General features: G+C 31.4%; 28 protein-coding genes. 14 read left to right on the top strand and 14 right to left on the bottom strand.

Features of this window, described 5'->3' with window-relative positions:
- Nucleotides 1–41: 41 nt before the first annotated feature.
- The gene (locus tag ACKTTR_RS14620; protein ID WP_408028534.1) at nt 42–395 is read right to left on the bottom strand and encodes a DUF1304 domain-containing protein; all 354 of its coding nucleotides are present in this window, start codon (nt 393–395) and stop codon (nt 42–44) included.
- A 78-nt stretch (nt 396–473) separates the two neighbouring features.
- Nucleotides 474–674 carry a dodecin family protein gene (locus ACKTTR_RS14615; RefSeq protein ID WP_408028533.1) on the bottom strand — a complete coding sequence of 67 codons (201 nt, stop codon included), beginning with the start codon at nt 672–674 and terminating at the stop codon, nt 474–476.
- A 174-nt stretch (nt 675–848) separates the two neighbouring features.
- Here ACKTTR_RS14615 and ACKTTR_RS14610 point away from each other — a divergent pair, with 174 nt between their 5' ends.
- Nucleotides 849–1,196 (top strand): toxin-antitoxin system YwqK family antitoxin, encoded by a 348-nt coding sequence (locus tag ACKTTR_RS14610; protein WP_408028532.1) that lies wholly within the window; start codon nt 849–851, stop codon nt 1,194–1,196.
- Nucleotides 1,197–1,251: 55 nt separating this feature from the next.
- Here the strand turns inward: ACKTTR_RS14610 and ACKTTR_RS14605 are convergent, their stop codons facing one another.
- Both ACKTTR_RS14605 and purN read right to left on the bottom strand, forming a co-directional pair.
- Nucleotides 1,252–1,890 (bottom strand): ribonuclease H1 domain-containing protein, encoded by a 639-nt coding sequence (locus tag ACKTTR_RS14605; protein WP_408028531.1) that lies wholly within the window; start codon nt 1,888–1,890, stop codon nt 1,252–1,254.
- Nucleotides 1,883–2,452: a phosphoribosylglycinamide formyltransferase gene (gene purN, locus ACKTTR_RS14600; RefSeq protein ID WP_408028530.1), complete on the bottom strand. Its 570-nt coding sequence runs from the start codon at nt 2,450–2,452 to the stop codon at nt 1,883–1,885. The genes ACKTTR_RS14605 and purN overlap by 8 nt, the downstream gene beginning before the upstream one ends.
- A 180-nt stretch (nt 2,453–2,632) precedes the next feature.
- On the opposite strand from purN, the gene ACKTTR_RS14595 reads away from it, so the two are divergent.
- The 5 genes from ACKTTR_RS14595 (at nt 2,633) to pyk (ending at nt 6,857) form a co-directional block, all read left to right on the top strand.
- A complete protein-coding gene (locus tag ACKTTR_RS14595; RefSeq protein WP_028891431.1) occupies nt 2,633–2,869 on the top strand; it encodes an acyl carrier protein in 237 nt (78 codons plus the stop codon).
- 6 nt (nt 2,870–2,875) lie between these two features.
- Nucleotides 2,876–4,126 (top strand): beta-ketoacyl-ACP synthase II, encoded by a 1,251-nt coding sequence (gene fabF / locus ACKTTR_RS14590; RefSeq protein WP_408028529.1) that lies wholly within the window; start codon nt 2,876–2,878, stop codon nt 4,124–4,126.
- A 6-nt stretch (nt 4,127–4,132) separates the two neighbouring features.
- Nucleotides 4,133–4,870: a ribonuclease III gene (gene rnc, locus ACKTTR_RS14585; RefSeq protein ID WP_408028528.1), complete on the top strand. Its 738-nt coding sequence runs from the start codon at nt 4,133–4,135 to the stop codon at nt 4,868–4,870.
- Nucleotides 4,871–4,954: 84 nt separating this feature from the next.
- The gene (locus tag ACKTTR_RS14580) at nt 4,955–5,425 is read left to right on the top strand and encodes an IPExxxVDY family protein (protein WP_408028527.1); all 471 of its coding nucleotides are present in this window, start codon (nt 4,955–4,957) and stop codon (nt 5,423–5,425) included.
- A gap of 4 nt (nt 5,426–5,429) precedes the next feature.
- Nucleotides 5,430–6,857 carry a pyruvate kinase gene (pyk, locus tag ACKTTR_RS14575; protein ID WP_408028526.1) on the top strand — a complete coding sequence of 476 codons (1,428 nt, stop codon included), beginning with the start codon at nt 5,430–5,432 and terminating at the stop codon, nt 6,855–6,857.
- Between the two features lie 57 nt (nt 6,858–6,914).
- Here pyk and ACKTTR_RS14570 read toward each other — a convergent pair whose 3' ends face one another.
- Nucleotides 6,915–9,215 (bottom strand): M20/M25/M40 family metallo-hydrolase, encoded by a 2,301-nt coding sequence (locus ACKTTR_RS14570; protein ID WP_408028525.1) that lies wholly within the window; start codon nt 9,213–9,215, stop codon nt 6,915–6,917.
- A gap of 101 nt (nt 9,216–9,316) precedes the next feature.
- Here ACKTTR_RS14570 and ACKTTR_RS14565 point away from each other — a divergent pair, with 101 nt between their 5' ends.
- A complete protein-coding gene (locus ACKTTR_RS14565) occupies nt 9,317–9,784 on the top strand; it encodes a CBS domain-containing protein (protein ID WP_408028524.1) in 468 nt (155 codons plus the stop codon).
- On the opposite strand, the gene ACKTTR_RS14560 is transcribed toward ACKTTR_RS14565, so the two are convergent.
- Both ACKTTR_RS14560 and ACKTTR_RS14555 read right to left on the bottom strand, forming a co-directional pair.
- Nucleotides 9,785–10,135 carry a hypothetical protein gene (locus tag ACKTTR_RS14560; protein WP_408028523.1) on the bottom strand — a complete coding sequence of 117 codons (351 nt, stop codon included), beginning with the start codon at nt 10,133–10,135 and terminating at the stop codon, nt 9,785–9,787.
- Nucleotides 10,125–10,667 carry a GNAT family N-acetyltransferase gene (locus ACKTTR_RS14555; protein ID WP_408028522.1) on the bottom strand — a complete coding sequence of 181 codons (543 nt, stop codon included), beginning with the start codon at nt 10,665–10,667 and terminating at the stop codon, nt 10,125–10,127. The genes ACKTTR_RS14560 and ACKTTR_RS14555 overlap by 11 nt, the downstream gene beginning before the upstream one ends.
- 171 nt (nt 10,668–10,838) lie before the next feature.
- On the opposite strand from ACKTTR_RS14555, the gene ACKTTR_RS14550 reads away from it, so the two are divergent.
- From ACKTTR_RS14550 to ACKTTR_RS14540, 3 genes are all read left to right on the top strand, one after another.
- Nucleotides 10,839–11,174, top strand: a complete 336-nt coding sequence (locus ACKTTR_RS14550; protein WP_408028521.1) for a single-stranded DNA-binding protein — start codon at nt 10,839–10,841, stop codon at nt 11,172–11,174.
- A gap of 161 nt (nt 11,175–11,335) precedes the next feature.
- Nucleotides 11,336–12,079 carry an energy transducer TonB gene (locus ACKTTR_RS14545; RefSeq protein ID WP_408028520.1) on the top strand — a complete coding sequence of 248 codons (744 nt, stop codon included), beginning with the start codon at nt 11,336–11,338 and terminating at the stop codon, nt 12,077–12,079.
- An 18-nt stretch (nt 12,080–12,097) separates the two neighbouring features.
- Nucleotides 12,098–14,956: a TonB-dependent receptor gene (locus ACKTTR_RS14540; RefSeq protein ID WP_408028519.1), complete on the top strand. Its 2,859-nt coding sequence runs from the start codon at nt 12,098–12,100 to the stop codon at nt 14,954–14,956.
- Between the two features lie 54 nt (nt 14,957–15,010).
- Here ACKTTR_RS14540 and ACKTTR_RS14535 read toward each other — a convergent pair whose 3' ends face one another.
- The 3 genes from ACKTTR_RS14535 to metG all read right to left on the bottom strand — a co-directional run bounded on the left by ACKTTR_RS14535 (nt 15,011) and on the right by metG (nt 20,835).
- On the bottom strand, nt 15,011–17,134 hold the full coding sequence (locus ACKTTR_RS14535) for a Tex family protein (protein WP_408028518.1): 2,124 nt from the start codon (nt 17,132–17,134) through the stop codon (nt 15,011–15,013).
- An 80-nt stretch (nt 17,135–17,214) separates the two neighbouring features.
- The gene (locus tag ACKTTR_RS14530) at nt 17,215–18,711 is read right to left on the bottom strand and encodes a hypothetical protein (RefSeq protein ID WP_408028517.1); all 1,497 of its coding nucleotides are present in this window, start codon (nt 18,709–18,711) and stop codon (nt 17,215–17,217) included.
- A 69-nt stretch (nt 18,712–18,780) separates the two neighbouring features.
- The gene (gene metG / locus ACKTTR_RS14525; protein WP_408028516.1) at nt 18,781–20,835 is read right to left on the bottom strand and encodes a methionine--tRNA ligase; all 2,055 of its coding nucleotides are present in this window, start codon (nt 20,833–20,835) and stop codon (nt 18,781–18,783) included.
- Between the two features lie 184 nt (nt 20,836–21,019).
- Here metG and ACKTTR_RS14520 point away from each other — a divergent pair, with 184 nt between their 5' ends.
- Nucleotides 21,020–21,937, top strand: a complete 918-nt coding sequence (locus ACKTTR_RS14520; RefSeq protein WP_408028515.1) for a S66 peptidase family protein — start codon at nt 21,020–21,022, stop codon at nt 21,935–21,937.
- Here ACKTTR_RS14520 and ACKTTR_RS14515 read toward each other — a convergent pair.
- Entirely contained in the window at nt 21,934–22,131 is a 198-nt protein-coding gene (locus ACKTTR_RS14515) for a YgaP family membrane protein (RefSeq protein ID WP_408028738.1), read from the bottom strand. The genes ACKTTR_RS14520 and ACKTTR_RS14515 overlap by 4 nt on opposite strands.
- Nucleotides 22,132–22,182: 51 nt before the next feature.
- Between ACKTTR_RS14515 and ACKTTR_RS14510 the strand changes: the two genes are divergently transcribed.
- Nucleotides 22,183–22,542 carry a YraN family protein gene (locus tag ACKTTR_RS14510; protein WP_408028514.1) on the top strand — a complete coding sequence of 120 codons (360 nt, stop codon included), beginning with the start codon at nt 22,183–22,185 and terminating at the stop codon, nt 22,540–22,542.
- A gap of 59 nt (nt 22,543–22,601) precedes the next feature.
- Here ACKTTR_RS14510 and ACKTTR_RS14505 read toward each other — a convergent pair whose 3' ends face one another.
- Nucleotides 22,602–23,981: a redoxin family protein gene (locus ACKTTR_RS14505; protein ID WP_408028513.1), complete on the bottom strand. Its 1,380-nt coding sequence runs from the start codon at nt 23,979–23,981 to the stop codon at nt 22,602–22,604.
- A 126-nt stretch (nt 23,982–24,107) separates the two neighbouring features.
- Here ACKTTR_RS14505 and ACKTTR_RS14500 point away from each other — a divergent pair, with 126 nt between their 5' ends.
- Complete coding sequence (locus tag ACKTTR_RS14500; RefSeq protein WP_408028512.1) at nt 24,108–24,902, top strand: SDR family oxidoreductase; 795 nt, start codon at nt 24,108–24,110, stop codon at nt 24,900–24,902.
- Here the strand turns inward: ACKTTR_RS14500 and ACKTTR_RS14495 are convergent.
- Nucleotides 24,899–25,255: a hypothetical protein gene (locus tag ACKTTR_RS14495; protein WP_408028511.1), complete on the bottom strand. Its 357-nt coding sequence runs from the start codon at nt 25,253–25,255 to the stop codon at nt 24,899–24,901. The two genes, ACKTTR_RS14500 and ACKTTR_RS14495, sit on opposite strands and share 4 nt — an antisense overlap.
- Before the next feature lie 81 nt (nt 25,256–25,336).
- Between ACKTTR_RS14495 and ACKTTR_RS14490 the strand changes: the two genes are divergently transcribed.
- Nucleotides 25,337–25,867 carry a CvpA family protein gene (locus ACKTTR_RS14490; RefSeq protein ID WP_408028510.1) on the top strand — a complete coding sequence of 177 codons (531 nt, stop codon included), beginning with the start codon at nt 25,337–25,339 and terminating at the stop codon, nt 25,865–25,867.
- A gap of 33 nt (nt 25,868–25,900) precedes the next feature.
- On the opposite strand, the gene ACKTTR_RS14485 is transcribed toward ACKTTR_RS14490, so the two are convergent.
- Nucleotides 25,901–26,527 (bottom strand): carbonic anhydrase, encoded by a 627-nt coding sequence (locus ACKTTR_RS14485; protein ID WP_274638646.1) that lies wholly within the window; start codon nt 26,525–26,527, stop codon nt 25,901–25,903.
- Nucleotides 26,528–26,563 lie beyond the last annotated feature (36 nt).

Below are 26,563 nucleotides of genomic sequence, written 5' to 3'. Positions count from 1 at the left end.
TTTAGTTGTTAATAAATGATTTTAGTTAGTAGTGGTTGATTTTATAGCATTAGGCTAATTATTCCTAATAAAGCAGGTATAGATTGTATGACAAAAATACGAGGTTTTTTTGTAGAATAAGAACCATAGAGTCCAGCAATAAAAACACAGGTCATAAAAAATATACCTACATCAATTTTTTGTGATAAAATAGACCAAATTAGACCAGCTGCAAGAAAACCGTTGTATAAACCTTGATTAGCAGCCAATACTTTTGTTTCTTCTGCGAAATCTTTTGATTTTAAACCGAAGGTTTTTATTCCTTTAGGTTTGGTCCATAAAAGCATTTCTAGTATAAGAATATATAAATGAATAAAAGCTACCAAGGCTAAAAGTACGTATTGTATTGTGTTCATAAATAATTTAAAAGATAAAATATGCGGTTTAGATAACTATCAAAACCGCACATAGTGAGTAGTTAATTTGTATTGAGGTTATTTTACTTCGAAGGTTATTTTTAGGTTTACCCTAAATTCAGTTATTTCATCATCATTCACAACTACACTTTGAGATTGTACAAAGGCAGATTTAATACCTTTTACTGATTCTGAAGCTTCTTTAATTGCTTTCCTAGTAGCATCTTCCCAGCTTTTCTCAGAATTAGCTAAAATTTCAATAACTTTCATTACTGCCATAATAATTTTTTTTAAAGATTAATACATGTAAATATAAGGTTTTTAAAAAGCTTTTAAATTGACAATTAGATCTTAAAAACCGCCAATGTTAATTTAATGTTATGTAAACGTTTCAAATATGTAAATTTTTTGTATATTTGTGTTAACAGGTATTAACTTTAAAAGATTTAGATTATGAAAAAATTAATAATAGCAGCTTGCGTATTATCAGTATCGTTTTTACAAGCTCAAGATGTAGAGCCAAAATATGAAGTAGAGGGCGATTTAGTAAAAGCCACTTATTATTATGAGAATGGTACTATTAAAGAACAAGGTTTTTTCAAAAATAAAAAGTTAACAGGTACTTGGACTTCTTTTGATAAAAAAGGAAATAAAGTGGCTATAGGTCACTATGAAGCAGGAAAAAAAGTAGGTAAATGGTTTATGTGGAAAGAAGACGGATTGAAAGAAATTGATTTTAAAGATAATGCCATAGCAAGTGTACAAACTTGGAAAGAAGAAACCAAAATGGCAGTGAAATAAGTTAATATTTTGCAGAATAAGAGAATTAGACCGAGTATTTTATATACTCGGTTTTTTATTTCCTCCCAAAATCAGCAGGAATTTCTCCCCATGCTTTGGTTTCCCACTTTAATAAAGGGTTTGTAAAAGAGTTTTGTTGTAGCCATTTTTCAGCACGTTTAATCAAGTCTAAGACTTCTTTATTAGAATTGTCAAATGTAATATTGGTTCTGCACTGCTTCTTTTTAACCCAACTCATAGCAATCTTAGAGTCAGAATAAATAGGATAAGAGTTCATTTTTTTACTCTTTAATAGCGCAATTCCATGAACAAGAGCTAAGAACTCACCAATATTATTAGTACCATTTTTAAATGGTCCCATTTTAAATATTTCTTTTTTATTATGGGTTAATACACCTCTGTATTCCATCAAGCCAGGGTTTCCAGCACAAGCAGCATCAACAGAGATACTTTCTAGAATAGGAGAACCGTATGTAGCTTTTTCTTCTGGAGAAAGTGTAGTTTTTTTAGTATCTTTTCCTTTGTAGTCGTTATAGCTCTTTTTTAAAGCCAACTCAGCTTCTTTTTTATCAGCAAAAGCTTTGTATTGCGCACCAGTAAAACCATCAATCTGCTTTTTACAAGCATCCCATGATGAAAAAACACCTGTTTTTTTTCCTTTCCAAACTACATAATATTTTTTCTTCTTACTCATTCTGTAAAATAACCTCTTCTATAACCTTTGGGAAATGTTTATACTCTAACTCGTGAACTTTTTGGGCTATAGTTTCTGGAGTGTCATCAGAAGAAATTGAGGTTTTAGCTTGGAAAATAATAGCACCTTCATCGTAATTTTCATTCACGTAATGAATAGTAATACCAGTTTCAGTTTCACTATTTTCTTTTACAGCATTGTGTACATTCATGCCGTACATCCCCTTTCCTCCATACTTTGGTAATAAAGCAGGATGTATATTTATTATCTTATTTGGGAAAGCATCCACAATTTTAGAGGGAATACGCCATAAAAAACCCGCTAATACAATAATATCAGCTTCAGCGAGTAAAAAATTTAATACAGTATCATCTTTACTAAAGCTTTCTCTATCAAATAAAGATGCGTCAATATTTAGTCTTTCACAACGGTCAAAAACTTTGGCATGTTGGTTGTTAGAAAGCACATGAGTAACAATCGCAGTTTTAGTAGAATTGAAGTGTTTTATGATGTTTTCGGCATTAGAACCTGAACCAGAAGCAAAAATTACGATGCGTTTCATGTTAAAATTTAGTTGTTTTGTTACTACAAAAAAAAGAATAATTATTAACAATGGTGGTGTTTGTAGCAAAATATTCAGGTATTTTTTTTATTTTAGACATCACATTTTTGAGCAAAAGTTAGAATTAATAACTAAGATTTGTATTTTTGCCTCGATTTTAAATTTTAAAACAAACAAATTATGTCAGACATTGCATCAAGAGTAAAAGCAATTATCGTAGACAAATTAGGAGTAGACGATAACGAAGTAACTAACGAAGCAAGCTTCACAAATGATTTAGGAGCAGATTCTTTAGATACAGTTGAGTTAATCATGGAATTCGAAAAAGAATTTGATATTCAAATTCCAGATGATCAAGCAGAAAATATTGGTACTGTAGGTCAAGCGATTAGCTATATTGAAGACGCAAAAAAATAAGATTATATGCAATTAAAACGAGTTGTAGTAACTGGACTTGGCGCATTAACGCCGATAGGAAACAATAAAGAAGAGTATTGGAATAGCTTGGTTAACGGAGTTAGCGGAGCAGCACCTATAACGTATTTTGATGCTGCCAAGTTCAAAACTCGTTTCGCATGTGAGCTTAAAGATTTCAACGCGACCGATTTTATAAATAGAAAAGAGGCGCGTAAAATGGATAGATTTACGCAGTACGCAATGGTTGCTTCAGATGAAGCAATTGCTGATGCGAAGTTAAACCTTGATGACGTTGATAAATTAAGAGTTGGCGTTATTTGGGGAGCAGGTATTGGAGGGCTAGAAACATTTCAAAATGAGATGTTAAACTATGCTGAAGGAGATGGTTCTCCTCGTTTCAATCCATTCTTTATCCCAAAAATGATTGCAGATATTGCTCCTGGAAATATTTCTATTAAAAATGGATTTATGGGGCCAAACTATACTACGGTATCTGCTTGTGCATCATCAGCTAATGCTATGATTGATGCTTTAAACTATATTCGACTAGGTCATTGTGATGTAGTTGTAACTGGTGGTAGTGAAGCCGCTGTTACAATTGCAGGTATGGGTGGTTTTAATGCTATGCATGCTTTATCTACAAGAAATGAAAGTCCAGAAACAGCTTCAAGACCTTTTGATGCTGAGCGTGATGGATTCGTTTTAGGAGAAGGAGCTGGTGCAATAGTCTTAGAAGAATACGAACATGCTAAAGCTCGAGGAGCTAAAATTTATGCAGAAGTTATTGGTGGAGGATTATCTTCAGATGCTTACCATATGACAGCACCTCACCCAGATGGAATTGGTGTAATTGCAGTAATGAAAAACTGTCTTGAAAACGCTGGAATAAAACCAGAAGACGTAGACCATATCAACACTCACGGTACTTCAACCCCTTTAGGAGATGTTGCAGAATTAAAAGCAATCTCTGAGGTTTTTGGAGATCATGCTAAAAACATTAATATCAACTCAACAAAGTCTATGACAGGACATTTGTTAGGTGCTGCTGGTGCTATTGAAGCAATTGCTTCGTTATTAGCAATGGAGCACGGTGTTGTTCCCCCAACAATTAATCACACTAACGTTGATGAAAACATCAACCCAGAGTTAAACTTAACGTTAAACAAGGCTCAAAAAAGAGAGATTAAAGTTGCAATGAGCAATACATTTGGTTTTGGTGGTCATAATGCTTGTGTTGCCTTTAAAAAACTAGATTAATCTTTTATGAACTTTCTTCGTAGAATTGTTAAACCCCAAAACAAAGCGGATGAAAACTTCTACTACGAATTAAAAGAACTGCTTAATTTTAAACCAATTAAGTTATCGTATTATAAAAAAGCATTTACGCACAGATCTTTAAAATTAGTAGATAGTAATGGACGTCCCATTAACTACGAACGTTTAGAGTTTTTAGGAGATGCCATTTTAGGTACAGTAATAGCTTCTTACTTATTTAAAAAAGTACCTGAAGGTGACGAAGGTTATTTAACTCAAATGCGATCTAAAATTGTTAGTAGAGAGCATTTAAACACTTTAGGGAGAGACTTAGAGTTAATAAGGTTTGTAAAAAGTAACATTTCTAAAGAACATGTTAGTAATAACATTCATGGAAATATTTTTGAAGCTCTTGTAGGTGCAATTTATTTAGATAGAGGTTACAATTACTGTCATCAATTTATTTATGAACAAGTAATAATGCCTTATGTAGATATTGAACGATTAGAAGGTAAAATATCTAGTTACAAAGGTTTTGTTATAGAGTGGTGCCAAAAGCAGAAGAAAAAGTATAAATTCGAGTCATACGAAGACTCAGGAAACCAAAGTAAGAAACACTTTAGTGTACGTGTTAGTATTGATGGTAATATCATAGCTAAAGGTAGAGCAACTTCTAAGAAAAAGGCAGAAGAAATTGCTGCAAAAAGAGTATATTTTGCTATGCAAAATCAAATGCTAAAATCTTAACGTATAAACGAAAAACGTTTTCGTAAATTTTACATAGTATTTTCTATACATTCATTAATTTAGCAAAAACAAATAATTGTTTATATGCCAATTTATGAGGTGAATATAAATGAATTTTCCAATGATGATTATGTATTAATTGGAATTCATACTACTTTAAACGAGTATAAATTAGCATATCTATTAAACCAACATTTACATATTAAGTTTAATAGAGCAGGTTACGATTTAGACTTTATTAAAAAAGGTAGTCAATCATCTTATACAGTATATGAATATACTAATGCTAAATTATGCCAAGATTGGTTTTTAATAGCAAATGTATATAAGTCAACCCTTGAAGCAGAATCAATAAGTCTTTTTAATCAAAGTGACTCAATTACACGTTTGATACCAGAAAAGAAAAAAGTTGATTTTTTTTTAAAACTAGAAGGAGATTTTGATTATGATTCAATTGTAAAAATTATTGAAGTAATAAAACAAATCCCTCAAATAATAACCTCTTACCAAATAGAGGTAAACTCATTAAAATCGAAAGATTTTTTAATTTTTTAATTATATGCCACACAACAAGAAAACAAAAATTGTAGCAACATTAGGTCCAGCAACAAACACAAAAGAGATTTTAGCTGATATGGCTGCGGCTGGTGTAAATGTTTTTAGAATTAATTTTTCACATGCTGACTATGAAGTAGTAAAAGAACGTGTACGTCAAATACGTGAAATAAATGAAGAAAGAGGCTATAATGTAGCCATTTTAGCCGATTTACAAGGTCCTAAGCTTAGAGTTGGTGTAATGCAGGAGGGAGTAGAATTAAAAGCGGGAGATACTTTTACTTTTACTACAGAAAAGTGTGAAGGAACACAAGAAAAAGCATACATGACCTACCAGCGTTTTCCTAAAGACGTAAAGGTAGGAGAGAAGATTTTAGTTGATGATGGTAAATTACTATTTGAAGTAACAGAAACTGATAAAGAAACTGAAGTTGTTACCAAAGTAGTTGTTGGTGGAGCTTTAAAATCGAAAAAAGGAGTTAACCTGCCAAACACCAAAATTTCATTACCAGCCTTAACAGAAAAAGATAAAAAAGATGTAGTTTTTGCTCTAGAACAAGAAGTAGATTGGATTGCTCTTTCGTTTGTAAGAACGCCTGAAGACTTACGTATTTTACGTGACATAATTAAACAAAAATCTCGTTATAGAGTTCCAGTAATTGCAAAAATAGAAAAACCTGAAGCTGTTGAAAATATTGATGCTTTAATCCCGTATTGTGATGGATTAATGGTAGCTCGTGGAGATTTAGGGGTAGAAGTACCTATGCAAGATGTACCTTTAATTCAAAAGATGTTGGTTCGTAGAGCGAAACAGGCAAGAATTCCTGTAATTATTGCTACGCAAATGATGGAAACTATGATTGAAAATTCTGTGCCAACTAGAGCAGAGGTAAATGATGTAGCAAACTCTATTATGGACGGAGCAGATGCTGTAATGCTTTCTGGTGAAACTTCAGTAGGAAAACATCCTGTTAGAGTTATCCAAAAAATGACAGAAATTATTGGTAGTGTAGAGTTTTCAGACTTAATTGAAGTTCCGCAAGAACCGCCTCATATTCGTACCAAAAGATTTATAACTAAATCGGTATGTCATCATGCAGCATTGATGGCGGATGATATCAATGCAGCAGCAATATCAACCTTAACGAATAGTGGGTATACAGCTTTTCAAATTTCAGCTTGGAGACCAAAATCACATGTGTTAGCGTTTTCATCTGAGAAAAGAATCTTAGGAAAGTTAAATCTTTTATGGGGTGTTAGAGCTTATTTTTACGATAGAGAATTAAGTACTGATGATACTATTGAAGATATTAACGAGATAGCTAAAGAAAAAGGCTATGTAAAAACAGGAGATTTTATAATTAACCTTTCTTCAATGCCTGTAAAAGCAAAAGGAATGGTAAACACGTTACGTGTTTCTCATATTGACTAAATAGAGATAATAGAATATAAAAAAAGCTCAACTTTTAAAGTTGAGCTTTTTTTTGGTTTATAATTCAAGCTTTCGAGCACAAATAATAGCATCATTAACCACAAAAGGCATTGGCATCATTATTTCACTTCTAGGCCGTATGGTAAACTTAGGATGCGATAATAAATCGTTTGATATCTCATTAATCACAATATCAGGTTGGGTGTTTTTATCAATTGTAAAAGAAATGGTCAAATCTTTATCAGTATTCGCCATTTGATAAATCAATAGCGTTCCTTTATCAGCAACAAAAGCCTCTCCCTTATCGTACAAAGTTCCGTTAACAGTAAAATTAGTTAATTCTATTTGAGTGTTTGTATACAATTCGTATTTATCAATGTTACGAGTTGGAGTAATCGTTAATGAGACATTTCGCTGGTTATTAATTATGGTATCTTGATGAATCTTGATGTTAGAAATACGAATATCTTTATTTTCAGCTTTTTGGTAATAATTAAAAGAAGTATTGTATTTACTCTTTCCAGCCATTAAATCAGCCCCACCTTGTTTAGATTCATCATTAAAATACTGTTTCGTATACCCATCTAATGTTTTATTATGACTTGCCCAATACGAGGTGTTAGTATCAGAATTTTGAATAAAAACTAAGCTATTAGGTTTTTTCTTTTCAATTGAAAAACCGCTATTAAACGTTGCATATCCAAAGAATAATAACGCAAGAAAACCAGTTAATGCTTGCCATCCGTTTTTAGTTTTTTCTTGATAAAAAACAGGAAGCATTAACCCGAAAAGAAACACTAAAAGTATGGCAGAAATAAATACTGTTTTTAAACCTAGCGCTACAGGAAATAACTGAATCATAGGAGCTATCATATATATACTAGGAATAGATATAATTGCAAACAAGGCAGCCCTAGATGCTTTGTTAATATTCATGAACAGTAAGATTGCTAAAATCAATAAAGAAGCAAAAACAGGAATAATAAAGAAACCAGCTCCTGGTAAATTCATGTAAATTATAACATTTATAACCAACCCAAAAGTTATAGGAGCGACTAGTAAATCGATGGCTTTAGCTTCTTTTAGTTTATTATATACTTTAAAAAGAATCCAAAGATTTAAAAGGACAAAAGCAATAATGTATTGATATCCATTATAGGTAAAACCATGCAGCATATCGGTATATTGTGGATGAATGATCAATAACAACTGCCACAGTCCGTATGAAATACCTATACATAATACTAAAGACAGTATGTAAGGAATAAAACCTTTTAATACACCTATTACTGTCATCTTCTTCTTATATATACCTATTGCAACCAGCGCTATAAATAACAAAAAGGCAATGATTAGCATTGGTAGCACCCAAGAAAACGGATATGTTAGCAACTTGGTAAAAGGAAAATTAACGTAAATGTAATCAATATCACTGTTTAAGTTAGTTAAGTCAGCATCTGCAAAATAGTTTAATGTAGTTGTAAAATAATCTGCTTGATGCAATAATGTTTCTCTATTCAACCTTTCGTAGGAATCTTGTTCGGTGTGATAATCAAAATGATCATCAATAAAGGCAAAATTAAATCCGTTAATATTCCCTTTTTCTCTAAAAACAGTTAAATCGGTATCGTTAGGAAGCTTTTTATATACACCATACATTAAAGAGTTGGCAGCTGGATAATTTGGGTTTGCATTTAAAAACTCAGTTAACAACGTTTTGTTTTTCCCGTTAGTCTCTATCAGCATATAACTAGAACCACCACTACCGCGAGCTTCAAAGTTCAGTACTAAACCAACATTTTTTGCCCAAGGATGATTTTCAACAAAAGCTTGTGCGCCTAAAAGTCCTAATTCTTCAGCATCTGAAAAAAGTACAATAATATCGTTTTTAGGCGTCTTATTTGCTGCCAAGTAAGCTCTTATGCCTTCTAAAATAGTTACGACACCAGAACCTGCGTCACTTGCTCCTAGTGATGAATGAGGATTGGAATCATAGTGGGTTAAAAGCAATAAAGCTTTGCCGCTTTCAGTTCCCTTAATTTTAGCAATAATATTTTCTGTAGTAGTTGCAGCTCTCCATTTTTTATTAATAGCAGTTTGATATTGAATTTCAGGTTCTAAATTCAGTTTTTTTAACTCTTGAACCAGATATTCTTGTACTTTTTTGTGTTCTTCAGATCCAGTATGATGTGGTTTTTGAGAGATATTTTTTAAATGATATAGTGCATTATCAATTGAAAATTCTGTAGCACTAATTTCTTTTTTTGAAGAGGTTACACTTGGAAGTATATCGTTAAAGCTCCAGTAAACAGTTAAAATAATGATGAGAACTGCAAGGTAATTTCTTGATGATTTCATAGTTGGATTTTAGTACTTATAAAAGTAAGTAATTTATTTTTTAAGAGGGGTTAATTGTAATCGATTAAAAATCAGTATATTTAAGAGTAAAATTTAAGATTATGGCAATTAAAAGTTTTCAAGGAAAGAGGACGAATACACCTCAAGAAGAGAATGTACCAATGTTGGTATCTGATTATATGACCAAAAAATTAATTACATTTAGAGAAGAGCAGCCTATTGAAGATGCGATAGATATACTTATCAAACATAAAATATCAGGAGGACCTGTTGTTAATGAAAAAAATGAATTGATAGGAATTATTTCCGAAGGTGATTGTATAAAACAAATATCAGAGAGTAGATATTATAACTCAACAATTGGTAAGAGTAACACGGTTGGAAAGGCTATGGTTAGAGAAGTTGAAACGATTGATGGTAATATGAATATTTTAGATGCAGCCAATAAATTTTTAAAATCACGTAGAAGACGTTTTCCTATAGTTCAAAATGGTAAGTTAGCAGGACAAATCAGTCAAAAAGATGTGCTTATTGCAGCCATGAAATTAAAAGGAAATACGTGGAAGTAATTAATCTTGTTTTACCAATAAGTAAATTTCATTATCTAACTCTAAATATCCTTGGTCATAAACATAAAGATAGGTGCTACCTGCTTTTGTGGTATAGAGCGATGTAATAAACTTGAAGTCAAAACCTCTATCAAATAACTTACGACGAGTTACTTTAGTTTTACCAGAAATATTTAATTCTGAGAGAATTTTATAGTTCTTTCGCAAGCGGTTGTTCGTATTTCTAATTAAATTTTTACTCCCCTTATTAACCTTGTTATTATATGCATTTCTACAGTAATCAGAACAGAATTTTTTATCAACTCTACCAATAACTTTATCACCACACTCCAAACATTTTTTATCGCTCATAATCTGATTTTTTAAGTTCGTACCAGTTTACATCTACTCCCTTATAATCAAATTCATTAACAAAGTGTAGTCCTATTTTTTGTAGAATTTTGTTAGAACCAATATTATCTACATCAGCAGCGCCGTAAATAATGTCATAATTCATTTTTTTAAAACCAAAGTCTAAACAAGCAAAAGCAGATTCTGAAGCATAACCTTTACCCCAAAAGCGTGGAATTAAACGATAACCAATATCAATAAAATTAGTAAAGCCGTTCAACGTTTCTTTTTCTCCTTGATTAAGTTTTAACCCAGACCATCCAATAAAATCACCAGAAGCTTTTTCTATACAAGCAAACCTACCAATACCTCTTTCTTTATACTGTTCTTGTATAAAAGCTATACTATCTTCAGCTTGTTTGTGTGTTGTAATAGGATTGTTTCCTAAATATTTATGGACTTCTGGGTTAGAATCTAATTCGAACATACCTTCCAAATCACTTTGTTGGAATTCTCTTAAAATTAGACGTTCGGTTTCTAAATAAAACTTCATGTTGTAAGTGTTTAAACTCAAAGATATTAAAAATTATTAAACGATTACATTCATTTACAAACGAAAACAAATGATTACTAACCAGTTTTAATTTGCCTGCTGTTTCATCTTTGCAGTGTCAATTCGGTTGAATGACAAAGTCTTAACTGTTTAACAATAAAAATAAATATTATGAACGCACTAAAAAACAGAGTACAGTTAATTGGTAATTTAGGAAACACCCCAGAAATCATCACTTTAGAAAGTGGGAAAAAACTTGCAAAGTTTGCTATTGCAACTAATGAAACGTATAAAAATGCTCAAGGCGAAAAAGTAACCGATACACAATGGCATAATGTGGTTGCTTGGAATAAAACAGCAGAAATTGTTGAAAAATACTTAGAAAAAGGAAAAGAAGTTATGATAGAAGGTAAGTTGACTTCCCGCTCTTTTGATGATAAAGAAGGTAATAAACGTTATATAACAGAAGTAGTTTGTAACGAATTACTAATGTTAGGAAACAAATAAGTGGGAATTTAGCTAAGAAAAAGAATTTAAAAAAGAATCTTATTTTTTTAAGATTCTTTTTTTGTATAAAGAAAAAAAGTAATTACTTTTGCCAGCTAACTACCCCCGGCCAAATTCTTAGAATACTATACTACAGTTTTTTAATTTATGTAATTATTTATATGAGAAAGTATTTTTTATTGGTCTTTTTGTTGTCATTTTTTAATTTTTATGCCCAACAAGAAGTATGTGAATCTCCTGATGAGTCTGTGTTGGATGTTAATAGTATAACAAAATGTACTATTGAACCTGTAAAAAACTCAAAGAAAAAAGCAGATCGACAAATTAAAGTTAAAATTTCAGCAAGTAAAAGGTATCTTAAAAAAAGAGTTGTTAAGAAAAAAGCAGCTCAGGCTCTAAGCTCAGTTAATACTCTGAATGTTAGTGATGTTTCAGCTTCTGAAGAAGTGAAAATAGAGAAAGTAAATGAAGTTAAGGAGGCAACAGGTTATAAAGATAACTTAACGAGAATTACTGAAAAATTATCAAAAGAAGAATTATCAAAAGCACAAAAGCTTTATTACGTCGAGAAAGTACCCTCTTTTGATAAGTGTAAAAATTCAAAGAAAAAAGAAAGACTTGACTGTTTTAACTTAGAAATGGTTAAGCATATTAATAAACATTTCCGTTATCCAGGAGAAGCAGTGAGAAACCACATTGAAGGAGAGGTATGGATTCGATTTATAATCGATAGAGATGGTTATGTAACAAATATTAAAACCCTTGGTCCTGATGGAGGAGAAATCCTTAACGAAGAAGCAAGAAGAGTAGTATCTAAGCTACCACGCTTTGAACCAGGTAAAAATAAGGGAAAGCGCGTACCTGTAAAGTACGGTTTTCCAATAAACTTTTCATTAGAAGAATAAAAATCAATTAAATTTAAAATGTTACAAAAACAATTAGTAATGATTGTTTTTACCTTAGCTGCTATAACAAGTTATGCGCAGGTAAAAATATCAGGTTCTGTATACGATGAATATTTAGAACCATTTTACAATGCAAAAATTACAAGTGGTGAAAATTTTGCGGTTTCGGATGAAGAAGGGAACTTCACAATCGTTTTATCAAGTAATACATTACCTCAAACGTTAATCATTTCTGCTTTTGGCTTTAAGACAGAAGAAGTATCGGTTATATCTTTTGAAAAAAAGGTAAACGTAGTTTTAAAAGAAAATCTTTTATTAGATCAAGTAATTATTTCTGCCTCAAGGGTTCCAGAAAGAATTATTGAATCACCAGTAACGGTAGAAAGATTAGGTCTTGCTGATATAAGAAAGAACACGTCTAATTCTTTTTATGACGGATTAACAAATTTAAAAGGAATTAACTCTAGAGAAGGTAGTTATGGATTCAAATCAATAAACACAAGAGGTTTTGCTGATTTTGCTAACACACGTTTTGTTCAAATGATTGACGGAATGGATACAGCAGCTCAAGCATTGAGTTATAGTACAGGAAATTTTTCGGGAGTTTCTGAGTTAGATATCCAAAGTGTTGAAATTTTACCAGGAGCATCTTCTGCGTTATATGGAGCCAATGCTTATAATGGTATTATGCTTATGAATACTAAAAACCCTTTTGATCATACAGGAATAACGACTATGTTTAAAAGTGGTTATACAAGCCAAGAGGCTGGAGGAAATAATCCTTTTTATGACGTTGCGGTAAGAATGGGATACAAGTTTAATGATGTTTTTGCTGCTAAAGTTAACTTTTCATACTATGAAGCTGAAGAATGGCATGCAAATGATTTAAGAAATAAAGAAATTGATACCAATGAACTAATAGAAGGGACATTAAACTCTACTGTTAACTATAATGGAGTAAATACTTATGGAGATGAAATATATTATGATTTATATTCTTATAGTACTGAAAGCAAGCCTATTCCATTTGGGACTTATTTAAGAAGAACAGGTTATACTGAAGCAGAACTTGTTAGAAATAATTTTAAATCTAAAAATGCTAGATTTTCAGGATCTTTATATTTCAGACCTTTTAAAGATGAATCGTTAGAAATTCAACTAACGTCTAGATTATCATTACGTGATAATCTTTTTCAAGGAACAAGTAGGTTAGCTCAACGTAATTATTTCATAGGGCAACATAAATTAGAAGTAAAAGGCAATGATTTTTATGTAAGAGGTTACTACACAGGGAATGATTCAGGGAACTCTTATGATTTAGCAAGAACAGGAAATGCTTTAAATGATGCTGTTATTTCTGTATATGATTATGCAGATGTAATTTATGACCAAATATACAATCAAGAAAAGTCAGTAGAAGAAGCAAGAGCTTACGCAGACAGAAATAGATTAATGCCTGGTACTAATGAGTTTAACAAAGAGTTTAATAAAACAACAGGAACCCTAATTTCAGATGGAGGAAGTAAGGTTTATGAAAAAAGTTCTTACACTCATTTAGATGGTAACTACAATTTTAAAAGACTATTAAACGACTGGGCTGATTTACAAGTAGGAGCTTCTTACCGTGAGTATAACCCTAACTCTAAAGGGACTTTATTTAATGATAAAGAGGAAAAAGTTAGTATAGAGGAGTATGGAGTTTACACACAAATTCAAAAGAAATTTTTTGAAGAAAGATTAAAATTAACAGGGTCTATTCGTTATGATGAATCTGATAATTTTGAAGGGAATTTCTCTCCTAGACTAGCTGTAAATTATGCGTTAGGTGAAGAGAAAAATCATGTTTTAAGAGCATCTTACCAAACTGGTTTCCGTAACCCAAGTATACAAGAACAATACATGTTTTTTGATGCAGAATTAAAAACTAATGTTGGAGCAATTGGAGATAACCTAAGCCGTATTTCTTATCCAGATAGTTACTATAAAAGATGGGATGATCAGCAAAACCAATATGTTTACGATACTAGAACGGTGGAAGGAAAGGAACTTATTAATAATGCACTATTAACTAAAAGTGTTTTTAATGAAGATCCTACTTTTTTAAAGTCAGATTATAAAGAATTGGTACCTGAAGTTGTAAAAACAATTGAATTAGGGTACAGAAGCATGTTTCGTTTAAATAATGAAACAAATGTAGATGTAGATGTGAATGCTTTTTATAGTAGACATGACAATTTTGTTTTTTCACAAGATATATTCGTACTGAATGCAGGAAAAATATACCCTTATGGGAATAGAAAAGCAACCGAAGCGGAATTAGAAGAACCTCAAAATAAATATGGGTATATTGTAGATGGTGTTGTTATTCTTGATGAAACAGCAGCTCAGACGATGTTTTCAGAGTATGGAGCTCTAGGGAGAGAGTTTAACATCATGACGAATGCTAAATCACAGGTAGAATCATATGGTTTTGGTTTAGGAATGCATACAAAACTATTTAGTAATTTTGATTTCGGTGTTAACTATAACTTTATAGACTTTAAATATGAAGATAAAGATTATGGTTTATTTGAGCCTAACTTTAATACGCCAAAGCATACAGTTAAAGCACAGTTTGGTAACGAAAACCTTTTTAATAATTTTGGTTTTGGAGTAAGTGCAAGATGGCAAGACAAGTATAGATGGGTATCAAATTTTGTAAAAGGAGATGTTGCTGAAAGAACTGTAATTGATGCACAATTAAATTATAGAATTCCGTCAATTAAATCTAGAATTAAAGTTGGAGGGACAAACTTATTTGGAAAAGAATATTATGTAGCTCCTGGATCAGGAAAAATAGGTCAGTTATATTATATATCTTGGATAATTAATAACTAAGAAATTATAGATTATAAAAAAACGAGCTAATTTAATTAGCTCGTTTTTTTTGTGTTAAAAACTCATACTTAATTGAATACGTTTTCTCGAAATATCTACCTCTAAAACCTTAACTTGAACGTGTTGATGTAAACTTACATGTTCGTTAACATCTTTAACAAAAGAATCAGAAAGGTTAGAGATATGTACCAAACCACTTTCTTTAATACCTATATCAACAAAGCAACCAAAGTTAGTAATGTTATTTACAATTCCGGGTAGTACCATGCCTATTCGTACATCATCTATCGTTTTAATATGTTCATTAAAGCTAAAAGCTTTGGCTTTTTCACGAGGATCTAAGCCAGGTTTTTCCAACTCTTTTATAATGTCTTGTAGCGTTGGCAATCCGTAAGATTCAGTCACATATTGTTGGAGTTTAATTTGTTTTAAAACAGAAGAATTACCAATCAAGTCATCTACTTTTTTGCCAACATCTTTGGCTATTTGTTTTACTAAAGCGTAGCGCTCTGGATGTACAGCAGAATCATCTAGTGGATTATCGCTGTTTTTAATTCGTAAGAATCCAGCAGATTGCTCAAAGGCTTTTCCTCCTAAACGAGGGACTTTTTTAATGGCAGTTCTATTGGTAAAAGCACCATTTTCATTTCTGTAACTTACAATATTTTCAGCCAATTTAGGACCGATACCAGAAACATAGCTTAATAAAGAAGTACTAGCAGTATTAATATTAACTCCTACTTTGTTTACACAATGTTCTACTACAGTGTCTAATGATTTTTTTAATTGTGTTTGATCTACATCATGTTGATATTGCCCAACTCCAATCGATTTTGCTTCTATCTTTACCAGTTCAGCTAAAGGATCTGCTAATCGACGCCCAATAGAAACTGCACCGCGAACAGTTACATCGTAATTAGGAAACTCATCTCGTGCAATTTTAGAAGCTGAATAAATAGAGGCACCCGCCTCGCTTACTACAAATATTTCTACTGGATTTTTAAAATATACGCGTTTTACTAATCGTTCAGTTTCTCTTGAAGCAGTTCCGTTACCTATAGCAATAGCTTCTATTTTATAAGCATCTGCCAAAGAACAAAGCTTGTTCATTGCTTCTTTTGATTGGTGCTGAGGTGCATGCGGAAAAATAGTTTCGTTATGTAATAAGTCTCCTTGTTCGTTTAAACAAACCACTTTACAACCAGTTCTAAATCCTGGGTCGATAGCTAAAATTCGTTTTTCACCCAATGGGGAATCTAACAGTAATTGCTGTAAGTTTTTAGCAAATACTTTAATGGCGCTTTCGTCTGCTTTTTCTTTAGCAATTGTTAAAGCTTCGTTTGATAGTGCAGGGAACAGCAAACGTTTGTATGCATCGGCAATAGCTAGTTCAATTTGTTCTGCACATTCATTATGTGAACGAATAATTCTGTCTTCCATTTTTTGAAGCGCTCGTTCGTCATCAATACTAACTTTTATGCGAATAAAACCTTCTTTTTCTGCACGTAAAATAGCTAACAATCGGTGAGAAGGAATTCGACTTAGATTTTCTTCCCAATCAAAATAATCTTTAAATTTTTGAGCAGTTTCGTCTTCTTTTTTAGTTTTTACAACTTTGGTTGCTATGGTAGCAAAACGTTCTAATTGATAACGAATGTTATTTCGAATATCAGTTCGTTCATTAATCCATTCCGCAATAATATGGCGAGCGCCTTCTAAAGCTTTTTCTTCAGATTCAATTTCATTATTTACATATTTTGAAGCTGTGTAGTCTAAATCGTTTACACGTTGACTCATAATCATCTTCGCTAAAGGTTCTAAACCGTTTTTACGAGCAGTTTCTGCTTTGGTTTTTCGTTTCTTCTTATAAGGCAGGTAAATATCTTCTAGGGTAGTTAAATCATCTGTCTTTTCAATTTTTGCTTTTAACTCATCAGTTAAAGCATCTTGTTCTTCAATGGCTTTTAAAATTGCGGATTTTCGTTTTTCTAATGTTTCAAACTGTTCCTTTAGTTGTACAATTTGACCGATTTCAACTTCATCTAAATTTCCAGTTTTCTCTTTTCGGTAACGTGCTATAAAAGGAATTGTACAATCTTCATTTAATAACTCAATAGTATTTTGAATTGATTGTTGTGAGATTTGTGTACGAGAGGTTATATAGGAGATAAGTTTCATTGAAAATTATTTTAGAATAAAAACTCGTATGAATAGCGAGGTTTCAAATATAGTAATTGACGTTAAATCGATTTGATTTTTTAATTTATGAATTTTAATAGTTTGAAAGATTTTTCTTTTCTATCATAATTTATATAAATATAAAAATCTTTGTATTTAAATATTCCATCGTAAGGATTGAATTCATGACCTTTAAAGGGATCCAAGGAGAAATTTGAAAAAGGGGATCTAGATTTTTTTGAACCTAAATAATTATTAATTTTTTCAAAAGCATTCGTGTTTTTTTCGTTTTTTAAATGAGAAAAATTTTCACCTAAAATGCTAGAAAATTTTATAAAGTTAAATTCATCTGAATTTATGTAATAATAAAAACTACTGCCAATATTGTTAGAATAAGAAACAGAGTAACCATTTGGCAAAGTTAAACTGGTAGTGCCAAAAGAACCTCCTCCAGAACTTCTGGTAGCTGGACCTAATGAACCTCCAATGGTTAGATAATATTTATTATTATTTAAAAAAGCATTAATAGCAGGATTGGCATAATTCATAGTGTTAAAGAACTTCTTCGTTTTTTTTAATTCATTGTGTTTTTTGTAGGTATCAGTACGTGTTTCAATAGATGAGTTTTTAAATTTGATTGTATCTGTTTTTGACACTGAAAATTTTTTTATAATTTTTCTGTTTGTTAAATCTATAATATTAATGTTGAGTTTTTCTTTAGAAAAGGTAAGGGAAAAGATTTTATTATTAAGTAAATATGAGTTGGATTTCTTTTTACGTCTTTTTATATCTTCTTGAGGAGTCTTTAATTTAAAAGAAGAGGCAATAAAACTCTTTAAATCTATTTTGACAATTTGTGTAAAATCTGAGTTGTTATTTAGGGTAAAAATAACTGATTCATCTTGAACATACATTTTTTGTTTCTTTGAAGAAGTTTCTATAGAATTAGGAGTGTTCTCATCAAACTTAAGTAGAGGTAATGATTTCATTAAAATAGGCATTAACTCTTTTTTTTCACCAGAAGATGATACTAAGTCTAGCTTATCCAAATTAACCTTATTTCTTCGTGGTTTATCTTTATCAAAAGTATAGAAGTATAAACCATTAACTTCTTTTGATCCAGATATAAGGTAAAATTTATTATTTATACTAACAGATTGTAGATAGGTTTCATAATCTTTAAGAAGTTTAAATTCTTTAGCTATTGAAGCATTTTCATTTAAAGAAAAATAAATTTCTAAAAAATCATTTTCTTTATTTTTAAGATATAGTTTATAATCTCCATTTTCTAGAAAATTATACCCGATAATGTCTTTGTATTTTCTCTTTTTGTTTTCAAACAATAGTTTACTTTTAATAGAGAAAGTATTATCAAAATTATAAGAGTATACATTTTTGGCGTCAGCAAAGAAAATTGAAAAGAAATTATTTTGGTGATTTACCAGAGTATAAATGTCTTTTATGTTAGAGTTATTATCTTTCAGTGAATTATTAAATTCAGCCAGTTTTTGTTGACCAAAAAGCATTGTGCTAAAGGCTAATAGTAATAGAAAGGTAGTTGTAAAAATCTTTTTCATGCTAATTTATAATATAAAAAACCTCGCAAATTTTGCGAGGTTTCAAATATAGTAAATACAGTTTTTTGTTTAAGCTATAAACTCCCCATTATTCACCTTTTCAGAAGGCTGAACAAAAGCTAATTTACCATCAGGAGTATCAGTCATTAAAATCATTCCTTGACTCTCTACTCCGCGTAATTTTCTTGGTGCTAAATTACATAGCACAGATACTTGCTGCCCAACAATATCTTCCGGTTTAAAGCTTTCAGCAATACCAGAAACAATGGTACGTGTGTCAATACCAACATCTACGGTAAGTTTCAGTAGCTTTTTTGTTTTAGCTACTTTTTCAGCCGCAACAATAGTTCCTACTCGAATATCCATTTTGGTGAAATCATCAAATTGGATAGTTTCTTTTTGAGGCTCTACTACTTTATTAGCTGCTTCGTTTGCTTTTTTTGTAGCTTCTAATTTATCTAACTGTGTTTGAATTGCAGCATCTTCAATTTTAGAAAACAATAATTCAGCTTTATTAATTTGATGATCTGCTGGTAATAAGATATCTTTTTCAGCAATATCATTCCAAGAAAGATTGTTGTCAATATTTAAAATCGACTTTAATTTAGCTGAGGTAAACGGTAAAAAAGGTTCTGATACTACCGCTAAACCTGCTGCGATTTGTAAGGCAATATTCATAATGGTTTTGGTACGCTCTTCATCAACCTTAATAACCTTCCAAGGTTCTTCATCAGCTAAATATTTGTTACCTAAGCGGGCTAAATTCATCATTTCTTGAGAAGCTTCTCTAAAACGATAACGTTCTATAGATTTTGCAATAATATCTGGGAATTGTTGTAATTGCTCTAAAGTGTCTTTGTCAATTTCTGAGAGTTCCCCCGCAGGTGGTACCTGCCCGTTGTAGTATTTGTTTGTTAATACTACCACACGGTTAATAAAGTTTCCGAAAATAGCAACTAACTCGTTGTTGTTTTTAGCTTGAAAATCTTTCCAAGTAAAATCGTTATCTTTATTTTCAGGTGCGTTAGCTGTTAAGGTATAACGTAACACATCTTGTTGGTCAGGAAATTCTTCTAAGTACTCATGTAACCAAACTGCCCAATTTTTAGAAGTTGATAGTTTATTCCCTTCTAAGTTTAAAAACTCGTTAGCTGGCACATTTTCTGGTAGAATAAAATCACCATGTGCTTTTAACATAGCAGGGAAAATAATACAGTGGAACACAATATTATCTTTACCGATAAAGTGTACTAATTTTGTATCGTCTTTTTTCCAATAATCTTCCCAGTTTTTACCTTCTCTTTCTGCCCATTCTTTGGTTGATGAAATATATCCGATAGGAGCATCAAACCAAACATATAATACTTTTCCGTCAGCACCTTCAACTGGCACAGGAATCCCCCAATCTAAATCACGGGTTACCGCACGAGGACGTAAGCCGTCATCGATCCAAGATTTACATTGTCCTAATACATTTGGTTTCCAATCATTTTTATGACTTTCTAGTATCCATTCACGTAAAAAAGCTTCGTGTTTATCTAATGGTAAAAACCAGTGTTTAGTTTCTTTTAAGGTAGGAACATTTCCTGTAATTGCTGATTTAGGATTGATTAAATCGGTGGCATTATGACTGGTACCACATTTTTCACACTGATCACCATAGCTTTCTTCGTTTCCGCATTTTGGGCATGTACCAATAACGAAACGGTCTGCTAAAAATTGATTTGCTTCCTCATCATATAATTGTTGAGTAACTTCTTCAATAAATTCACCATCGTTGTACAACTTTGTGAAGAAATCTGAGGCAGTTTTGTGATGAACTTCAGCTGAAGTACGAGAATAATTATCAAAAGAAATACCGAAATCTTCAAATGATTTTTTGATTATTCCGTTGTACTTATCAATAATATCTTGTGGAGTAACACCTTCTTTTTTAGCACGCATTGGTATCGCGACTCCGTGTTCATCAGAACCACAAATATAGGCTACGTCTTTTCCTTTTTGACGCAGATAACGCGCATAAATATCTCCAGGAACATACACTCCTGCCAAATGTCCAATGTGAATTGGTCCATTTGTATAAGGTAATGCTGCTGTAATTGTATATCTTTTTGGTGTACTCATGTTTTTCTACTAAAATTAAAGCGCAAAAGTACGAAAAAGCAATTTTTTATACTGTTATAAATTAGGTACATTTGATGGATTTTAAACTTTTAAGATCAAGAAAAGTAACTTGTTTATGGAAAAAAGAGTTTTCACCTTATTTTTTTTACTGATAATTATATCAGGTTATGCGCAAAACAAAACTATGGAACTAACTACACCACCATACTTGCAAAAAGGAGATACTATAGCAATTGTAGCTCCTGCGGGAATTTTAAAGAACCGTAAACAAATAATTGATAAGGCTAAAAAGTTAGTTGAAAGTTGGGGGTTGAAGGTGGTATATGGTAAACATATGTTTAATCAGAATGATCATTTTGCAGGTACAGATGAAGAGCGTTGTCAAGATTTTCAAGACGCTTTAGACAATCCTAGTATTAAGGCAATTTGGAGTGCGCGAGGAGGGTATGGTTCTGTAAGAATTTTAGATAAATTGGATTTTACTAAGTTTAAAAAACATCCAAAATGGATTATTGGATATTCTGATATTACAGCGTTTCATAATCATATTCATAACCTAGGAATTGAAACTTTACACGCGATGATGGGTACAAGCATGGAAGAAGAGCCAAAAGATCTTGTAGAAACAATCGCTACTTTTAAGAAAGCATTATTTGGAGAAAAATTACGCTATGAAGTTCCTGCTTCACAAAAGAATAGAGTAGGTGAGGTTTCAGGAGAGTTAATAGGTGGTAATATTGCTATTTTGGCTTCTATGCTAGGTTCAGAAAGTCAACTGTCTACAGATGGGAAAATTTTGTTTATAGAGGAAATAGGTGAGTATAAATATTCGATAGATAGGATGTTGCAAAGCTTAAAGCGTGCAGGGTACTTTACAAAAGTAAAGGCTGTTGTTGTTGGTGATATGACTAAAATTAAGAGAAACACAACACCATGGGGAAGCTCTATAGAACAATTAATTTTAGAGGTTGTTCCTAAAGATATTCCTGTGCTATTTAATTTTCCTGCAGGTCACGAACCAGATAATAGAGCATTGATAATGGGTAGAGAAGTTAAATTATCGATAAGTAAGAATAAGCAGTGTTTGGTAGAGTTTAATTAACTATTTTTTGTTTTACATGTGTTTATTCCTAACAACTTGTATAGTGGACAAAAATTTATCAAGCTAGTAACTAAAAGTATAATTGCTAGTACAAGTAAGATATTACCAAAAATTCCTGTAATAAATTCAAAGTAAGATAGCGCAGCTATTATTAGAGCAATTAAAGTTCTAATAGCTTTATCGGTGTTTCCCATGTTTTTTTTCATGATAAAAAGATTTAAGGTTACTCAAATATAAGTTTTTAAATGACACAACACAATGAACTTGGTAAGAAAGGAGAGCAATTAGCAATAGATTATCTTGTTAAAAATGGATATACTATTGTTGAAAAAAATTACCGATTTCAAAAAGCTGAGGTTGATATTATTGCTCAAAATAGAGATGTGTTAGCTGTTGTTGAAGTTAAAACGAGATCGACAGTTTATTTTGGAAATCCGCAAGATTTTGTGAACCCAAAGAAAATAAAACTATTGGTTACTGCTATAGATGATTACGTTATAAAGCATGATTTAGATGTTGAAATACGGTTTGATATTATTGCTATTATTAAACAACGGAATGAGTTTGTAATAGAGCATATTGAAGATGCATTTTTATATTTTTAAAAAGAAAAAGCTCAACAAATTTGTTGAGCTTTTTTTATGCTATTTATACTAGTAATTAACTATTCGTTATCACCATTAAAGTACTTTTCTACATCTTCCTCATGATCAGGCATGGCAATAATGTTCTTGTCCTTATCTAATACGAAATAAGATGGAGTACCAAGTAAGTTATATTTTTTTACTGTTTCGTTATCAAATTTATATTCAGGATGTGTTCCTATAGCATTGTGCCATCCTGGTAAGTTTTTAACAAATTCATCCCATTCATTTTCTTCATTTTCAATACCAAAAGAAACTACAGATACTTCTTTATGGTTTTGCATAAATTTATAAAGCTCAGGAATTTCTTTTACACAGTGCGGACAACCAGTACTCCAGAATACTAATAAATACTTATTACCATCATTTAATGTAGATAACTTGTATTCTTGGTCTCCTTCTTTCCAAGAGAAATCTGGTGCTACTCTACCTACTGTTGCAAGTAAGATATCTAATTTTTCCTTTTTAAAATCAGCGTCTTGATCTTTAGTTGGAAGTTTGTCATAATATTCAGCAAACATCCAATCTACAACTGGTCCGTTACGTTTATCAGTAAGTGCGCTAATTAAATAATCTATTACAGCTTTTTCTAATTTGTCAGAAGAAATTTTCTTCATAACCCTAGTAATAGATTCTTTGATTAGTTTTTGTTGAACTTTTTTATCTTCAGAATAGTTTAAGTAGAAAACATAGTCATTAATTCTATCAATTAAAAAAGAAGAATTGTATAATTCATCACTTTTAAAGTCAATATACTCAAAAAAGTTTTCACTAGTAGCAGATAAATAGTCTTGTAAGTTATCGTGAGGATTGTATGAGTTATATCGGCGAGACGCTTTTATAAAACTATTCACTAACATTCCTTCAGACTTATTTTCATAAGTTCCCTGTACATCTTCCAGTTCTTTAAGCTCTTTCTTATATGCTTTTTTTGCATCTCTAGACCCTGTTTCTATATAAGAAGCTTGTAATGAATCTATCTTTTTTTGTACTGCATTGTATGCCTGTAAGTATTCACTATATAGCTTGTTTTCTCTAGAACTGGTAAAAAGAACAGATTGATCTGGGTATTTTGGGTTGAAAACGAATTCAACATTTTCTTTATTGAAGAAAAAATCAACAAACCCAGCACCAGAGTTTCTGTATGTAGCTCTGTAGGCTCCAGGTGTTGCTGTGTTAGGTAATTCGAAACTAAATTTTCCTAAAACTTGTTTTTCACCACTTATTGCAACAGTATCAAATTTAATTGTGGTATTAGCAAGAAACTTTTGTTTTGCTCCCTCAATTTTATATAAAATAACCCAGTCTCCTTTGTCAGGAGGGGTCATAGTACCTTTAACAGTGTACTGTGCATTTACAAGTGATGTGGTGAATATTAATAGAGCCAGTAATTTTTTCATCATAATATTTTAAAGGGTTATTAATAAGGTTTTAAAACTAGTCATTTACGAACTTCTATCCAAGAAGTGTACCACTTTTATTTTTTCTTGTGTATTTTAGAAACGTTTTTTTAATTATTTGAAAACATGAACTTTAAAGAACAAATATTTTGGGTAACTGGTGCGTCTTCAGGAATCGGTAAATCTCTAGTCGTTGAGTTATCTAATTATGGAGCAAAGTTAATTATATCTTCAAGAAATGAAAGCTTTTTAAGAGAAGTGAAGAAGATTTGTAAATTTCCTGAAAAAGTAATGATTTTACCCTTAGATTTAGAAGATTATGAAAACCTTGAGGAGAAGGTAGCCGAAGCAATTTCATTTTTTGGAAGAGTGGATGTTTTAGTGAACAACGGAGGAATAAGTCAACGATCATTAGTGAAAGATACTTCAATAAAAGTTGATAAGCGTTTGATGGATGTTAATTATTTAGGAACTGTGGCACTGACAAAAGCTTTATTACCTTATTTTATTGAAGAAAAATCAGGGCATTTTGTTGTAACTACAAGTATTGTAGGGAAAATAGGAACTCCATTACGTTCTACATATGCAGCTACCAAACATGCTTTACATGGTTTTTTTGATAGTTTGAGAGCAGAACATTATAAAGATAATATTGCTGTTACTTTAGTTTGTCCAGGGTTTGTAACTACAAATGTGTCGAAAAATGCATTAACAGGAAACGGCACTCCACAAAATACGATGGACATGGCGACAGCAAATGGTATAGATCCAGATAGGTTTGCTAGAATGATGTTAAAAGCTATAAAAAACAAAAAAGAAGAAGTTTATATAGCAGGGGTAAAGGAAAAGATAGGCGTATATACTAAGCGATTTTTTCCTAAGTTACTATCAAAAATGATTCGAAAACTAAGTGTTACTTAATTAAAAAAGTTAATTAGTTCAAAATAATTAATGATTGCTTCTTTCATTAAAACTGATTGTTCACCTGGTTTTAAGTTAGGTAATTCAGTTAGGGTTTTATAATGAGGCCATCCATCATTATCAAAAAAATCGAATTCATAGTATCCGTAAGGTTCCAATAACTTACAAATAGCAATATGCATAAGGTTTACCTTTTCATCTTTTTTAAACTTACGATGCCCCTGTCCTAATTCTTGAACGCCAATTAGGTAGATAACTCCATCGATATTAAGATCGTCACCATCAGCAAATTGTTGTGATAACTGAGTTATTACAAAATCCCATTTTTCTTTTAAATTAATTTCTTTTGTCATTTGTGTTTTTTGAAAAAGCAAAGATACAAATGAGTTATGTATATTTGAGCATAGATTTTATAGTAGAAGGCTTTTATATTTATGAATACTTTTGATATTATTATTGCAGCATTACTACTTTTTGGCTTTGTAAGAGGTTTAATGAAAGGGTTGTTTGTAGAGGTTGCTTCACTAGTTGCTTTGGTTGCTGGAGTTTATGGGGCTATCCATTTTTCATACTTTATTGGAGATTGGTTAAAAGACAGTGTTACTTGGGATGAAAAGTATATTTCTTTGGCGGCTTTTGCTGGAACTTTTGTGGTAATAATTGTAGCCATAGCACTATTAGGAAAAATTTTAACAAAAATAGCTGATTTTGCAGCTTTAGGAATTTTGAACAAAATTTTAGGAGGTGTTTTCGGAGCTTTAAAAATTGGATTAATTTTAAGTGTAATTTTTATTTTCTTCGGAAAAATGAATGATACAATCCCTTTTGTAAAAGAGGAAAGTTTAGAAGAATCTATTTTATTTAAACCTGTAAAAAAGATTGCTCCAACAATTTTTCCGTCAATCATAAAATATGAGGAAGGAGAAGAGAATGATAATAGTCAAGAGCTAGAAATAACAATATAAAAAATCGGATAATATTTTATCCGATTTTTATTTTTAGTCTAAATGATAAATTTCCATAATATCTTCTAAGATGTGTTCAAAATCGATATTCAAATCGATGAGGTTTCCTGTTTTGATATCAAAAACCCAACCGTGTACTTTTAAACCTCTATCTCTGTAAGCTTTTTGAACTGCGGCAGTTTTAATCAGGTTAACACATTGTTCTTGTACGTTTAAATCTACCAAACGATCGTAACGAGCATCTTCATCTTCTATTTTATTCAACTCATCTTTGTGTAATCGGTATACATCTCTAATGTAACGTAGCCATGGATTTAATAAGCCTAAATCAGCAGATTGCATTGCGGCTTTAACTCCACCACAAGAATAGTGACCACAAACAACAATATGGTTTACTTTTAAATGTTCAACAGCATATTCAATTACTGAAGCGGAATTTAAGTCAATTGCAGGTACCATATTAGCAATGTTTCTATGTACAAAAACTTCACCAGGGCTTGAACCCATCAAATCTTCTGCGGAAACTCTACTATCAGAACAACCTATGTATAACAAATCAGGGCTTTGTCCTTCATTTAATTTTTTAAAGTAATCTTTGTTGGTAGATAGCTTATTTTTTACCCACTCTTTATTGTTTTCAAAAATTTTAGATAGATTCATTAGTATAAAAATTGTTTGTTGGAAGAGTCCTTTATG

The organism is Tenacibaculum litoreum (genome assembly GCF_964513915.1).
In the GTDB taxonomy this organism is placed as follows: Bacteria; Bacteroidota; Bacteroidia; order Flavobacteriales; family Flavobacteriaceae; genus Polaribacter; species Polaribacter litoreum.
Note: the sequence above shows the minus strand (reverse complement) of the source record. Positions and strands in the feature narration are given on the sequence as shown.

What these genes read in the sequence shown, in the direction of transcription:
- ACKTTR_RS14540 (WP_408028519.1), top strand. Translation starts at nt 12,098, where the DNA reads ATGTTACAAAAACAATTAGTAATGATTGTTTTTACCTTAGCTGCTATA.
- ACKTTR_RS14570 (WP_408028525.1), bottom strand. Translation starts at nt 9,215, where the DNA reads ATGAAATCATCAAGAAATTACCTTGCAGTTCTCATCATTATTTTAACT.
- ACKTTR_RS14520 (WP_408028515.1), top strand. Translation starts at nt 21,020, where the DNA reads ATGGAACTAACTACACCACCATACTTGCAAAAAGGAGATACTATAGCA.
- ACKTTR_RS14495 (WP_408028511.1), bottom strand. Translation starts at nt 25,255, where the DNA reads ATGACAAAAGAAATTAATTTAAAAGAAAAATGGGATTTTGTAATAACT.
- ACKTTR_RS14580 (WP_408028527.1), top strand. Translation starts at nt 4,955, where the DNA reads ATGCCAATTTATGAGGTGAATATAAATGAATTTTCCAATGATGATTAT.
- ACKTTR_RS14605 (WP_408028531.1), bottom strand. Translation starts at nt 1,890, where the DNA reads ATGAGTAAGAAGAAAAAATATTATGTAGTTTGGAAAGGAAAAAAAACA.
- fabF (WP_408028529.1), top strand. Translation starts at nt 2,876, where the DNA reads ATGCAATTAAAACGAGTTGTAGTAACTGGACTTGGCGCATTAACGCCG.
- metG (WP_408028516.1), bottom strand. Translation starts at nt 20,835, where the DNA reads ATGAGTACACCAAAAAGATATACAATTACAGCAGCATTACCTTATACA.
- ACKTTR_RS14505 (WP_408028513.1), bottom strand. Translation starts at nt 23,981, where the DNA reads ATGAAAAAATTACTGGCTCTATTAATATTCACCACATCACTTGTAAAT.
- purN (WP_408028530.1), bottom strand. Translation starts at nt 2,452, where the DNA reads ATGAAACGCATCGTAATTTTTGCTTCTGGTTCAGGTTCTAATGCCGAA.
- ACKTTR_RS14535 (WP_408028518.1), bottom strand. Translation starts at nt 17,134, where the DNA reads ATGAAACTTATCTCCTATATAACCTCTCGTACACAAATCTCACAACAA.
- ACKTTR_RS14515 (WP_408028738.1), bottom strand. Translation starts at nt 22,131, where the DNA reads ATGGGAAACACCGATAAAGCTATTAGAACTTTAATTGCTCTAATAATA.
- ACKTTR_RS14490 (WP_408028510.1), top strand. Translation starts at nt 25,337, where the DNA reads ATGAATACTTTTGATATTATTATTGCAGCATTACTACTTTTTGGCTTT.
- ACKTTR_RS14615 (WP_408028533.1), bottom strand. Translation starts at nt 674, where the DNA reads ATGGCAGTAATGAAAGTTATTGAAATTTTAGCTAATTCTGAGAAAAGC.
- ACKTTR_RS14530 (WP_408028517.1), bottom strand. Translation starts at nt 18,711, where the DNA reads ATGAAAAAGATTTTTACAACTACCTTTCTATTACTATTAGCCTTTAGC.
- ACKTTR_RS14620 (WP_408028534.1), bottom strand. Translation starts at nt 395, where the DNA reads ATGAACACAATACAATACGTACTTTTAGCCTTGGTAGCTTTTATTCAT.
- pyk (WP_408028526.1), top strand. Translation starts at nt 5,430, where the DNA reads ATGCCACACAACAAGAAAACAAAAATTGTAGCAACATTAGGTCCAGCA.
- ACKTTR_RS14545 (WP_408028520.1), top strand. Translation starts at nt 11,336, where the DNA reads ATGAGAAAGTATTTTTTATTGGTCTTTTTGTTGTCATTTTTTAATTTT.
- ACKTTR_RS14510 (WP_408028514.1), top strand. Translation starts at nt 22,183, where the DNA reads ATGACACAACACAATGAACTTGGTAAGAAAGGAGAGCAATTAGCAATA.
- rnc (WP_408028528.1), top strand. Translation starts at nt 4,133, where the DNA reads ATGAACTTTCTTCGTAGAATTGTTAAACCCCAAAACAAAGCGGATGAA.
- ACKTTR_RS14500 (WP_408028512.1), top strand. Translation starts at nt 24,108, where the DNA reads ATGAACTTTAAAGAACAAATATTTTGGGTAACTGGTGCGTCTTCAGGA.
- ACKTTR_RS14565 (WP_408028524.1), top strand. Translation starts at nt 9,317, where the DNA reads ATGGCAATTAAAAGTTTTCAAGGAAAGAGGACGAATACACCTCAAGAA.
- ACKTTR_RS14560 (WP_408028523.1), bottom strand. Translation starts at nt 10,135, where the DNA reads ATGAGCGATAAAAAATGTTTGGAGTGTGGTGATAAAGTTATTGGTAGA.
- ACKTTR_RS14610 (WP_408028532.1), top strand. Translation starts at nt 849, where the DNA reads ATGAAAAAATTAATAATAGCAGCTTGCGTATTATCAGTATCGTTTTTA.
- ACKTTR_RS14550 (WP_408028521.1), top strand. Translation starts at nt 10,839, where the DNA reads ATGAACGCACTAAAAAACAGAGTACAGTTAATTGGTAATTTAGGAAAC.
- ACKTTR_RS14485 (WP_274638646.1), bottom strand. Translation starts at nt 26,527, where the DNA reads ATGAATCTATCTAAAATTTTTGAAAACAATAAAGAGTGGGTAAAAAAT.
- ACKTTR_RS14555 (WP_408028522.1), bottom strand. Translation starts at nt 10,667, where the DNA reads ATGAAGTTTTATTTAGAAACCGAACGTCTAATTTTAAGAGAATTCCAA.
- ACKTTR_RS14595 (WP_028891431.1), top strand. Translation starts at nt 2,633, where the DNA reads ATGTCAGACATTGCATCAAGAGTAAAAGCAATTATCGTAGACAAATTA.